At 40.7% G+C, this 12,813-nt stretch carries 11 protein-coding genes; 6 read left to right on the forward strand and 5 right to left on the reverse strand.

The window, feature by feature from the left end; all coding sequences use genetic code 11:
• Positions 1–56: 56 nt before the first annotated feature.
• Positions 57–1,028: a glycosyltransferase gene (locus tag NST13_RS08580; RefSeq protein WP_342580398.1), complete on the reverse strand. Its 972-nt coding sequence runs from the start codon at positions 1,026–1,028 to the stop codon at positions 57–59.
• 190 nt (positions 1,029–1,218) lie between these two features.
• Here NST13_RS08580 and NST13_RS08585 point away from each other — a divergent pair, with 190 nt between their 5' ends.
• Positions 1,219–2,496: a nucleotide sugar dehydrogenase gene (locus tag NST13_RS08585; protein WP_342580399.1), complete on the forward strand. Its 1,278-nt coding sequence runs from the start codon at positions 1,219–1,221 to the stop codon at positions 2,494–2,496.
• 82 nt (positions 2,497–2,578) lie between these two features.
• On the opposite strand, the gene NST13_RS08590 is transcribed toward NST13_RS08585, so the two are convergent.
• The 4 genes from NST13_RS08590 to NST13_RS08605 all read right to left on the reverse strand — a co-directional run bounded on the left by NST13_RS08590 (position 2,579) and on the right by NST13_RS08605 (position 7,050).
• Positions 2,579–3,685, reverse strand: a complete 1,107-nt coding sequence (locus NST13_RS08590) for a glycosyltransferase (protein WP_342580400.1) — start codon at positions 3,683–3,685, stop codon at positions 2,579–2,581.
• The gene (locus NST13_RS08595; RefSeq protein ID WP_342580401.1) at positions 3,682–5,394 is read right to left on the reverse strand and encodes a glycosyltransferase family 4 protein; all 1,713 of its coding nucleotides are present in this window, start codon (positions 5,392–5,394) and stop codon (positions 3,682–3,684) included. The genes NST13_RS08590 and NST13_RS08595 overlap by 4 nt, the downstream gene beginning before the upstream one ends.
• A gap of 158 nt (positions 5,395–5,552) precedes the next feature.
• Entirely contained in the window at positions 5,553–6,656 is a 1,104-nt protein-coding gene (locus NST13_RS08600; RefSeq protein ID WP_342580402.1) for a DUF5808 domain-containing protein, read from the reverse strand.
• Positions 6,657–6,669: 13 nt separating this feature from the next.
• Positions 6,670–7,050 carry a GntR family transcriptional regulator gene (locus tag NST13_RS08605; RefSeq protein WP_342580403.1) on the reverse strand — a complete coding sequence of 127 codons (381 nt, stop codon included), beginning with the start codon at positions 7,048–7,050 and terminating at the stop codon, positions 6,670–6,672.
• A gap of 333 nt (positions 7,051–7,383) precedes the next feature.
• On the opposite strand from NST13_RS08605, the gene NST13_RS08610 reads away from it, so the two are divergent.
• The 5 genes from NST13_RS08610 (at position 7,384) to NST13_RS08630 (ending at position 12,808) form a co-directional block, all read left to right on the forward strand.
• Entirely contained in the window at positions 7,384–8,610 is a 1,227-nt protein-coding gene (locus NST13_RS08610; RefSeq protein ID WP_342468529.1) for a saccharopine dehydrogenase family protein, read from the forward strand.
• Positions 8,610–9,749: a carboxynorspermidine decarboxylase gene (nspC, locus tag NST13_RS08615; RefSeq protein WP_342580404.1), complete on the forward strand. Its 1,140-nt coding sequence runs from the start codon at positions 8,610–8,612 to the stop codon at positions 9,747–9,749. Before NST13_RS08610 ends, nspC begins: the two co-directional genes overlap by 1 nt.
• 408 nt (positions 9,750–10,157) lie before the next feature.
• Entirely contained in the window at positions 10,158–10,346 is a 189-nt protein-coding gene (locus NST13_RS08620; RefSeq protein WP_141601829.1) for an SE1561 family protein, read from the forward strand.
• Positions 10,347–10,627: 281 nt separating this feature from the next.
• Complete coding sequence (locus tag NST13_RS08625; RefSeq protein ID WP_342468527.1) at positions 10,628–11,074, forward strand: pyridoxal-phosphate dependent enzyme; 447 nt, start codon at positions 10,628–10,630, stop codon at positions 11,072–11,074.
• 183 nt (positions 11,075–11,257) lie between these two features.
• A complete protein-coding gene (locus NST13_RS08630; RefSeq protein ID WP_342468526.1) occupies positions 11,258–12,808 on the forward strand; it encodes a fumarate hydratase in 1,551 nt (516 codons plus the stop codon).
• Positions 12,809–12,813: the final 5 nt, after the last annotated feature.

The following is a 12,813-nucleotide window of genomic DNA, read 5'->3' on the forward strand; positions in this document are numbered from 1 at the left end:
CTTATAAGACTTGCTAATTATTAAACTATGCACTCGTTTTCTATCTGATTGTGCCTTTATAGTTTTTGAATGAACTTTTGCACCTCATCGACAAATTCTTTTGCCCTGACATCATTCGTATGTCTCGTATGGATGAATTGGTAGCCGTTTTCGGTGATCCGCTTTCTCTCTTCTTCATTTTTCAAATAGTACATCGCCTTTTCATAGAAATCAGACTGGCTGCAAGCAACAAAATTTTCCCCGTCTTTGAATCCCAGCTCCAAAATATCCGGAACAGGTTCTGCCAGAAGGAGGGTTTTACAAGCAGGGGCTTCAAAATATTTGAAAACGGGATATTTCAAGACGGAACCGCAAGTAAAGAACATTTTTGAACGATTCAGTTCTTGTGCATATTTCTCATTCAACAAGGCACTTTCAGGAGCGTTATGGCCCGGATGCGGATGAAAGACGAATCCTTCCATTCCCCTCATTTTCTCCAATACCGCTTCCCTGAATGGGTATCTCCCTTTTGGCGTCATTGTTTGATAGCCCGTTTTTTTTGTCCTGTCATACAATTGGCCCATCAATAAAAAATCAATATCCTTTTCCAACTGCCAATCTTTGAAAACGGTCGGATCGATGGAAAAAGGGAAAAATCTGAATTTATCTTTAAATCTTCCATAGGTTTTCAAAAAAGTGGACTTCGATGCGGAAAAGATGAGGTCCATTTTGGTTTGGTCGAAATATTTTCTCCTCTCGCCAGGGGAATAATGGGCATCATACAAATAGCAACCCTTTGGAATATCGACTTCGCCAAGTCCCGAAATCCTCGGCGCCAATACATAGCCCCAGCCGATATCATAATGGAAAATAAAATCAGGTTTGAATGGGATTTCTTTCAGAATGTCGTGAATGTTTCCGTCCTTGTACCAATATTGGACCTCTGCATATTTTTCGATTGCTCTGATCATTTCAAATTTATTTTTATGTTTTGGAAATTTCTTGGTAAACGGACGAATCAAGATCAATATCTTCAGTTTTTTTGACATTTATATCTCCTCCTAACCTGCACAACTTCCAATATATGTTTCATAGATTCCAAATGTATAAACGTTCTAATCAAATTCTGAAAATATTATTTGCGTTTACACGATCATAATGTTTTCGACATATATTTATGTGGAGGTTTCCTATAGGAAAACCGCATTGTTGTTCAGGTAACGAAAAGGAGATGGATATATGGAAACTGTCACTGTTGTCGGCTTAGGAAAAATCGGGTTGCCTCTCGCCTCCGTTTTCGCCAACTCGGGCCATTTCAATGTCATTGGTGCCGATAAAAACGAAAAAGTCGTGGAAACCTTGAATAAAGGAATTTCACATATTTCAAATGAACCGGGGCTGGATCAGCTGCTATACCAGGCTTGGAAAAAGGGTACTTTCCGGGCCACGGTGGATACGGCGAAAGCGGTCAGCCAATCGGATGTGGTTGTGGTCATTGTGCCGGTGTTAGTGGATGATAAAGGAAAAATCAACTATGAATTTATCGACTCAGCGGTAGAGGATATTGGAAAGGGGATCCGGAAAGGGACACTTGTCATCTTCGAAACGACACTGCCTGCCGGAGATACGAGAAACCGTTTTGGAAAAAGGATCGAAGAACTTTCAGGACTGACATTGGGGACAGATTTTTATTTAGGCTACAGTCCGGAAAGGGTTTACTCCAATCGGATCATACAAGACCTCTCCAACTATCCGAAAATCGTCAGTGGTGATAGCAGGAAAAGTCTCCAAATGGTCATATCCTTCTATAAAAAAGCATTGAACTGCGATATCATCCCTGTCAGCAATTTGGAAACGGCGGAATTTACGAAAGTGGCCGAATCGGTTTACCGTGATGTCAATATCGCATTGGTCAATGAATTGGCCATTTATGCCGACTCATTGGGAGTGAATATGAAAGAAGTCATTCACGCTGCAAACAGCCAACCTTTTTCACATCTCCACTCACCTGGTGTCGGAGTGGGAGGCCATTGCATCCCGGTATATCCTTACTTTTTTATCAACAATGGATTAAGCCGCGGGTTGGTTCAGCTTTCAAGGGAAATCAATGACAAAATGGCCAAATATGCAGTGAATGAGATCGAAAAGCATTTCACCACTTTAAACAATAAAAACATTCTCATTTTAGGCCTTTCTTTCCGGGAAAATGTGAAAGAAACAACAAATTCCTCCACTTTGCTCCTGGTGGAAGAATTAAAACAAAAAGGCGCTGTAGTGTACGTCGATGATCCTCTGTACTCTGACGAAGAAATCGCGGCTTTCCAAGTTGAACCGTTTTCCATGAAAGACCGTGAAAAAATGGATGCCATCATTCTTCAAGCCTTTCATGACCAATACAAAAATTTCGACTTTAAAAACTTCCCTAACTGCCAATTCGTTTTAGATGGAAGAAATGTCCTCGACAAAAAAACAATCGAGGGGCTTGGAATGAAATATCGGGGCATCGGCGTGCAATAATGGCACACAAAAAAGGCTGATTGAAAGTCCGGTGGCACCGGCTTTCAATCAGCCTTTTGGCTATGCTCCCTTTCACAAATTCCTATCTGAAAGGATCCGCATGTTTATCAATCAAATTATACCCCCTCAAAATCCCGATCACTTTCAAATTCTTCACTGGGGTATGGTAATTTGGCGACAGCTGCAACGCCCTCAAAAATTGATCATAAGCTTCTTTGTATTTCCTCATATGAAGCAGCGCTTCCCCCAGATAATTTTCCTCGAGATGGTTCCGGTTCTCTATTTGTTGGAAATGATGGACGGCATGGGCGTAATTTTTTTCAACGAGCCCCTTCATGCCTTCAAAAAAGCGGCGATCCCTTTCCGTTTTCACCAATGGTATCGCCTCATAAAAAAGGGCATACCCCTCTCTTGTCATCCATCTTCTAGATAAAGCGAGGCCTGCAATCAATTTGGCCGCAAGCAACCGGTTTTCTACATCTTCTCCCACTTCCTTAAGAGTTTTCAAATCTTCCTCTTTGATATTCAGCTGGATATGTTTTGCCAAATCGTCATAACTTCTATTCTTCGTCAAATTCATTTGATGTCTTCTATAAAGATATAACGGTTCGGGGACATGGGAAGAACGCCATCCCCCTTTTGCCACTTTTAATACGAAATCCGTATCGGAACCGACTTTGATGCTCTCATCATAATAAAGATTTTCCACGGCTTCCTTTCTGAACAGGATACTGGCATTATTAAAAGGAGTGCCTACATTAAGGAAAAATGGGTAAATATCATCCGGTGAAATATTCCCTGTCTGCCAATAGCTGAAAGGGGAATCATTCTCGTTGATGAGCAGCATATCGGAATGGACATAACCGATGTGTTCACACCAAAATTCAGCCAATAACCTCTCAAAACGATGAGGAAGGGACAAATCATCCGCATAGTGGAATGTAATAAAATCCCCTTTGGCAAGTTTTAGTCCTTCGTTTCGGGTATGGGCAACCCCTTTGTTTTCCTCATGCTTGATATAGCGGATCCTTTCATCATGGAATGACAGGATGACCTCTTCACTATTGTCGGTTGATCCATCATTGATAATGATCAATTCAAAATCCTTTTCCGTCTGCTGTAATAGGCTATTGATTGAATCTTTAAGATAATCCCCGGCATTGTAAACTGACATAATGACACTGATCATCTGTTCACCCCTTTTATCCCCTCAGAATCGACCTTATAGAAAAATTCAGGATAATTGGCGGCATCGCCCAATATGTTGATTGGATAGGCATCTTTTTGCTGCCCTTCCAGCAATTGATTCAACTTATATAAATCGGCATTGTACGGATGTTGATCCATCAATTCTTTCAATCTCCTCTTGGCCTCTTCTTTTCTTTGCAATCTCATTAATGTCAGGATGACCCATCTTCCAAAAACGGCCTGTTCCTTTTCATCCCCTTTATTCTGCAATTCCGTAAATTCCTCCAAAGCTTGCTCAAATTGTTTCAACAGAAAAGATTGATAGCCTTTCATGTTATACAGTTGGAATTGATTGGACGGATATACGGGGCAGAAGCAGGTTTCCACCATTCCATCCCAGCAATCTCTGCGGACAGCCGCCGTTTCCCAACGGGCGATGACAGGAATTTTATCCGCTTGATAAATCACCGGCACTTTCACCAGATCCGCATTCGTGGAAAGCAGAAACTTTTCGAACCTAATGAAATCTTCATGATTCAAACAATCCTCTTGGCAAATTTGAATTTCCCAGTCGCTCAAATGATTCTTCGGCTGCACTTGATAGGATGCGGCTTCTTGATAAAAGTCCAAAATCTTTTCCATAATGGCCGTCCAGTTATATCGGTTTGCCGTTTCCAATCCGTTTTCAATCAACTTTTCCTTCAAACCGGGACTGGAAAGCAATTCTTTTATTTTATCCACCATATCCTCCGAATCTTTCATGCGGCAAATCAAGGCGTTGACTTGATGCTCGGCATATTCCAGCACCCCTTTGTTATCCGTAGTCACAACCGGACAACCGCAGGCCATCGCTTCAAGGGGAGGCAGGGAAAAGCTTTCATAGGTGGAGCCGCTGACGTATGCACTTGCCCCCCGATATAAGGAAGCAATCGTTTGTTGGGAAGGACTGACAAAATACTTCGTAACGCGTTTTTTCATTTTTTCCGATGGAGCTTCCGGGGTGATCCAATATAAATCAAGACCAAACTCGTCTTTGAGTTTTTCATAGGCATCAACAATATAAGTGATGCCTTTGAAAGACGCGCTTTCGCCGCCCATCATCAAAATATACGGGCGCTCTCCCATTTCTTTCGGCCCTTCAACGGTGAAGATGGATTCGTCTATTGCGTTCGGAAAAACCTTTGCTTCTCTTCCATAAATACTATTTATCAGCTCAGCCGCTGACCGGGAAACGGTATAAATAAACGGCGGCAATTCAAATTGTTTCCCGATGAATTGCTTTAATGTTTGGTTCATGCTTTGATAATCAAACAAATGAAAATCCCCTTGCTCAAAATACACAACCGGCGCTATACCGGTTTCAACGCACGGTTGGATGTGATCCCAGTAGGTGGCTACAATCAAATCACAGTCAGGTATCCCTTTTGCCAACTCCAATCCAAAGGGGACTTGAATATAATCCGCTTCGATTGGAAACCATTCCGGCTTTATATAATGGGTAACAATGGTGACTTTCGCTCCAAGTTGCCGAAGTCTGTTCGCGTGTTCAAAGATGACTTTCACCCCGCCCGAAACGCCGACATGGGTCATCACATAAACGATATGAAGTTCCCCGTTTTTCCCGTTACGTTTTAATATCCTTTGCTTCTCGGCATGCGAAATACGGGATAACCGATATTGAAACTCTATACTTCTAAGTTTTTGAATCAATCGTTTTCACCCTCAGACATTCGTTCGTTCCAAAGTAGTTTATGTAAAATTGATGTTTTAGTGATTATCATTTGATACCGTTTTGTCGGCAAAAAAACAGCCATCCCCCAGTGTATGGGATGGCTGTCATGTCATTTACAACACAAGGTGATTTCTTATTAGTTGAGAAGAAACGTTAACAGGAAAATGAGGATGATTGGAGCAAAGAGGATGATATAACCGATCGGATTTGCAAAATTGATCGTCCACCCCACGCCAAACCGTTTCTCTACGAAAATCGACGGGTCATTTTTATTAAAATAAAACAATCCCGCTTTCCAATACCGGTCATCATTCACATCCATTATTTCCTTTTCTTCTTCCAATTCAGATGATGATTTATCGGAACGTCCGACTTTCACAAAAAGATAGACTGTTCCTGCCAATATCAAAATGAATGTGCCAAAGGGAAGAAGGATTTTCAACAATGAATCGTTAAACAGTTCCGGATGAATGGTCGTCAATTGGAGGAACGAAAACATCATGGTGATTAATAAAACTGTATAAAAAGTAAACCAGCTCGTCGACTTTCGCAATGTCAGTTGGCGATTTTTCGATGCCCCCAGATTTGCAGCGCTCAGCTTGATTCCCGAATATTTCACTCCCAATTGGATTCCCAAAAACATCAATTGGAGCAACAGCAAAATCAGAAGCATTTGAACTGCGGTAAAAGGCGTCTTTTCAGTAAAGGCATCCGGTTCCCCGCTTGGACCCCAGTGGGTAGGGATTTGATCCGGCAGCAAGTCATACTGATAAACCGTATACCCTATCAATCCCACGGTAATGATCATCGGAAACAGATAAATATACCAAGGAGGCAAATAATCTTCGGACCGGACAGATAAATCGGCAACCGCCACCTGCTTCAATTCGTTTGTCCATTGCAATCCGCTTTTATATTGCTTCATCTTTTCACGGAAATAATAGTACAATGCAAGGCTTACAAAAATGATGCCAAACTCGATGGCTGTGCTAATGAGTATGATCAATTCATCAGAGGGCTTTTTCACTGCCACCCATATACAGAAAATCAAAATCATCAAAAAAGATACCGTACTGGCCCATGCTAAATATTGTTTTTTATAGGAACGTACCCGATCATCCCGAACTGATTGCTCCGGTATCGACACGCCAAAAACAACCGTTCTTTTTACAAAATAAGGCACTGCCGCTTGAATGACCGCTAAAAATAAAAGTACGAAAACCGCTATAAATAAAGCCATTATATTCCTCCTTTTAAGGACTTTTTTTCATCTCGCCAATAATTTTCCCAACCAGTTCCACCAATTCTTCGCCGGTCAATCCCAATACAAGGCCTTCCGCGATTTGAGGCTTCAAGCTCTCATAAAGCCTGTCATAAGTGTTTTGATCCACACGGGGATGACTTTTGATGACGGCACCTGACTTGGGAACAATTTCGATGATCCCCTTTTTTTCCAATTCATGATAACTTTTATTGACCGTGTGCATATTCACACCTAAGTCCGCTGCAAAGGTGCGGACGGAAGGCAGGGATTCTCCCGGTTTTAATTCACCCTTTGCTATTCCTTCGATAATCTGGTTTGTCAGTTGAATATAGATAGGAATTTCTGATTCCGGCTCAATTCGGATTATCATTTCCTCACCCCAATCTGTTCTACACTTATTATAACAAATCTGTTCTATTTTGTGTAGAACAAAAATCCGTTATTGATGGGAATTTTATTGCAAATAAAAAGAATGCAAGAATATCCATTACGTCCTAATAAGAGAAAATTGTTGAATATACAAGAAAAATAGATACTTATAAGAGAATACCGATTGGTAAAAGTAAACATCGAATCCGGCAATGTTACATTATTGCAAATTTTTTTATTTTCATTTTAAAAACAATTGCTACTTAAGAAATAATTATGTATAATCTATTGCATTGCTTAATACTATTATTTTTCCTAAGGGGGTCATAATGAATTGGGTAAAGCATTGATTATTGGTGCTGGCGGTGTAGCTAGTGTTGTGGTACACAAATGTGTACAAAATTCAGACGTGTTCGAGGAAATTATGATTGCCAGTCGAACAAAGTCGAAATGTGATGCATTGAAAGAGAAACTCGACGGTGGCAAAACAATTATCCACACTGCTCAAGTAGATGCGGACAATGTGGACGAACTCGTCGAATTAATCAATGGTTTTAAACCGGATGTGGTGATCAACGTAGCATTACCATATCAAGATTTGAGTATTATGGAAGCTTGTTTAGCTACAGGTGTTCATTACTTGGATACTGCCAACTATGAACCGCCTGAAACAGCTAAATTTGAATATAAATGGCAATGGGCTTATAAAGAAAAATTTGAAAAAGCAGGTCTTACTGCAGTATTAGGCTGCGGATTCGACCCAGGTGTAACTGGAGTATTCACAGCTTACGCATTAAAACATCATTTCGATGAAATTCATTACATCGACATTTTGGACTGCAATGGCGGCGACCATGGCCTACCATTCGCAACAAACTTCAACCCGGAAATCAACATCCGAGAAATCACGTCAAATGGCCGCTATTGGAAAGAAGGAAAATGGGTTGAAACAAAACCTTTGGAATACAAACAAGTTTACGACTTCCCAGAAGTAGGTCCAAAAGATATTTACCTTCTTTACCATGAAGAATTGGAATCTTTGGCGAAAAACGTGAAAGGGCTTAAACAAATCCGCTTCTGGATGACATTCTCTGAAAAATACTTAACACACTTACGGGTACTCGAAAATGTCGGAATGACATCAATTGAACCGATTGAATTTGAAGGCAAAATGATCCAGCCTCTTCAATTCTTGAAAGCGGTTCTTCCTGATCCGGCATCCCTTGGACCTCGTACAAAAGGGAAAACAAATATCGGTTGTATTTTCCGTGGCGTAAAAGACGGTAAAGAAAAAACATACTATTTATATAATGTATGTGACCATCAAGAATGCTATCGCGAAGTGGGCAGCCAAGCGATTTCTTATACAACTGGCGTACCGGCCATGATTGGTGCAAGCCTTGTCATCAAAGGGCTTTGGAAAAAACCGGGTGTTTGGAACGTAGAAGAATTCGATCCAGATCCATTCATGGAAGAATTAAATAAATGGGGACTTCCATGGAAAGAAAGCTTCAATCCAGAATTGCTTGAATTAGATTTGGAAAAACGTGAGGTAAAATAATGAAAGCGATTGACTGGAAAAGTGCACCATCCCCAAGTTATATTGTCGATGAACGCTTACTAAAACGGAATCTGGAGATATTGGATTCCGTCCAACAGCGTACAGGCTGCGATATATTGCTTGCGCTAAAAGGTTTTTCCATGTTTTCCACATTTCCTTTAGTGAGCAAATATTTGAAGGGGGTTACGGCAAGTTCCCTTTTTGAAGCCCGCTTAGGATACGAGGAATTTGGAAAAGAAGTGCATGCCTACTCACCAGCCTACGCTGAACATGAAATCGATGAATATTTGAAATATATCGACCATATCGTATTCAACTCTTTCAATCAATTAAATAAATATAAACAAAAGATTCAACAACTGGACAAGCACGTTTCCATCGGTTTGAGAGTGAACCCTGGTTATTCCGAAGTGGAAACGGCACTTTATGACCCTTGTGCATTGAATTCCCGTTTAGGAATTCCTTTCGATCAATTCCGTCCGGATGAATTGGACGGCGTTGAGGGTCTTCACTTCCATGCGATGTGTGAACAAAATTCCGACGTGCTTGAACGGATCCTTCCTCATTTTGAAGAAAAGTATGGCAAGTACTTGCATCAAATGAAATGGGTCAACTTCGGCGGCGGACATCATATTACCCGCCCGGATTATGACATCGACAAACTGGTCGATCTCATCAACTATATTAAAAATAAATATGATGTCCAAGTCATTCTCGAACCAGGTGAAGCCATTGCTCTCAATACAGGCTACCTTGTGGCAACCGTGCTGGATATTGTCAAAAACGGGATGGAGATCGCCATTCTCGACACATCCGCCACATGTCATATGCCGGATGTACTTGAGATGCCTTATCGTCCGCAAATTATCGGGGCAAGTACCCCTAATGATAAACCTTACACATACCGTCTCGGTGGAATGACATGCCTTGCTGGAGATGTGATCGGCGACTATTCTTTCGATGAACCGCTAAAACCTGGGGACAAAATTGTATTTACAGACATGGCCCATTACACAATGGTGAAAAACCATATGTTCAACGGTGTCAACTTGCCAAGCATCTGTTTATACAACGATGAAGAAGGAATTAAAGTCGTAAGACAATTTAAATACGAAGATTATCGCAATCGCTTATCTTAAACAGTCAAAGCGCCAATTCGGACCGGTTTCCGATTGGCGCTTTTTTATAGAAAAATCTATGAAACTTTAAAACCCCGGTGACCTGTGCATCCAAAAAGATGCACCTCACCGGGGTTTACCGCTTACTAACCACCATTATCGTTGCATAAACAGTTTCGGCTACAAGCCGGGCCGAAAGATTGTTTAGACTCCCTCCTTTGCAATAGAGTGAGCGTTTACTTTTCGACCAACTCCTTTGCGATTAAGTTAAGATTAATATATCACAAAGATTCATTATTGTAAATATTCTGAATAATCGAAAATAAAATCGGTATGAAATGCCTATACTTTTACAGAAAAATACTTTTTTACATGATTGCATATTTGGCGATTTTCCGTTATGATGACCTAGATGAAAGAGGTGGAAATGTGAAAGCGATTTATGACAAAAATAAGCAGGTGCAATATTTGAAAGAACGCCTGGAGATTTTCCTTGAAGTTTTGGAAGCGATTGATGAAGAAACTGCCGATCTTGAAGACATTGATCGCCTCATCCAAATGATAGACGATATTGAAGAGAAATTGGAGCAGTTTAAACATCGGTATGAAGAAGAATAAAGGTTGTTTACATAATCAGTGAAGGGTTTTCCTTCACTGATTTTTTTGTATGTGCGGATTTAATTTCCTCTTTTTATTTCAAGATTACATGTCCCCCCTTCCCCTCTCTTCCCCTGCATATCCCCCGTTTATTTAATAAATTATTTTTTTTCGTTAATTAAATATTTCTATTGATGATTTTACCGGCAACATATTGTCAATGCTCAATTTCGCATGTTAACATTCCAATAATCCCAATTGTAATAGTAGGTTATAAAATGATTTGGATTGGAGGAGATTAGATGAGTCAGGCAGTTACAAATAAAATTAAAAAGTCCATTACCGAGTTGGTCGGTCGGACCCCATTATTGCAACTTGTCAATTATGAAAAACAAAACCAATTGGAAGCGGAACTCATCGTAAAACTAGAATATTTTAACCCTGTCAACAGTGTAAAAGATCGCATTGCCAAATCCATGATTGAAGATGCAGAAGCAAAGGGTTTGTTAAAAAAGGGCGATACCATTGTGGAAACAACGAGCGGAAATACCGGCATCGGCGTTGCTGCCATTGCAGCTGCCAAAGGTTATAAATTCCGCGTCTACATCCAGGACAATGTCAGCATTGAACGGACGAAAGTCATACGTGCCTTTGGCGGTGAAGTCATCCCATTCTCGGAAGTCCCTGCCCTTGCAAAAGCAATGGAAAATTTACTAATCATTCTTTTTTTATCATTTATCGAAAATTAAAACATATTATTCATAGTTGTCAACTACATTTTTTTGTTAGCGTAATTGAAATAATTTATCAGTTCAAAAAAATTTTCTATTATAATTGTAATCTGCCATTTACTTTTATATAACAGACTTTTAATAATAATTTTAAAAATGTATAATATTCTAGAATTGAATTTTTTTTGGGGGGAAAATAATATGTCAGTCGCAACTACATATTTGCAAACGTTGGAGAAAAGCCTTTATGATTTGATTTGCGAAACATCTACAAACTTGCCAAAAGATGTTCGCCGTGCCATCAAAAGAGCAAAAGAAGCTGAAAATGCAGGCACTCGGGCTGCCATGAGTTTGGCAACCATCACAAGAAATATCGTAATGGCGGAAGACAATGTATCACCAATTTGCCAAGACACAGGACTTCCAACATTTAAAGTAAAAACTCCTATTGGCGCAAACCAATTAGAAATCAAAGAAGCCATCCGCAATGCGGTTAAAAAAGCGACAGAAGATGCGAAACTCCGTCCAAACTCTGTTGATTCATTAACCGGCAAAAACAGTGGCGACAATCTTGGTGAAGGCGTTCCTGTGATCAAATTCGAACAATGGGAAAAAGATTACATTGAAGTGAAACTCATCTTAAAAGGCGGCGGCTGTGAAAACAAAAACGCCCAATACAGCTTGCCTTGCGAATTGGAAGGACTTGGCCGTGCCGGTCGTGACCTTGACGGAATCCGCAAATGTATCCTTCATGCAGTATGGAAAGCACAAGGACAAGGCTGTTCAGCAGGATTTATCGGTGTTGGTATCGGTGGAGACCGCTCCAGCAGTTACGATCTTGCCAAAGAACAATTATTCCGTCATTTGGAAGATACAAACCCAATTCCTGAACTTGCCAAATTGGAAGAATATATTGTAGAAAAAGCAAACACACTCGGTGTCGGAACAATGGGATTCGGCGGTGAAACAACATTATTGGGTTGTAAAATTGGCGTTATGCACCGTATCCCGGCTTCATTCTTTGTATCCATCGCGTATAACTGTTGGGCATTCCGTCGCATGGCGGTTGACATTGATGCCAATACAGGCGAAATCACAAATTGGCACTACCAAGATGGCGAAAAAATCACATTCCGCGATGAAGAAGAAAAAACTGAAACAAAATCCGAAAGCCGCGTAATTGAATTAAGAGCGCCTATCACAGAAGAACAAATTCGTGAATTAAAAGTGGGTGACGTTGTAAAAATCAGCGGACGCATGTACACAGGCCGCGACGCAATCCACCATCACTTAATGACACACGATGCACCTGTTGATTTAAATGGACAAATTATTTACCACTGCGGTCCGGTAATGGCAAAAGACGAAAATGGAAACTGGACAGTAAAAGCGGCTGGTCCTACAACTTCCATCCGTGAGGAGCCTTACCAAGGCGACATCATGAAAAAATTCGGCATCCGCGCAGTTATCGGTAAAGGCGGTATGGGTGCAAAAACGTTGAAAGCGTTGCAAGAACACGGCGGCGTTTACTTGAACGCGATTGGTGGAGCTGCCCAATATTATGCGGATTGCATTAAGAGCGTAGACGGTGTGGACTTCCTTGAATTCGGTATTCCTGAAGCAATGTGGCACTTGACTGTGGAAGACTTTACAGCGGTTGTCACAATGGATTCCCATGGAAACTCTTTACACGCAGATGTTGAAAAATCTTCCCTTGAAAAATTGGCTCAATATGCGGAAAGAGTATTCTAATCCAA

The sequence above is a fragment of the Ureibacillus sp. FSL W7-1570 genome (genome assembly GCF_038593265.1).
Lineage (GTDB): Bacteria > Bacillota > Bacilli > Bacillales_A > Planococcaceae > Ureibacillus > Ureibacillus suwonensis.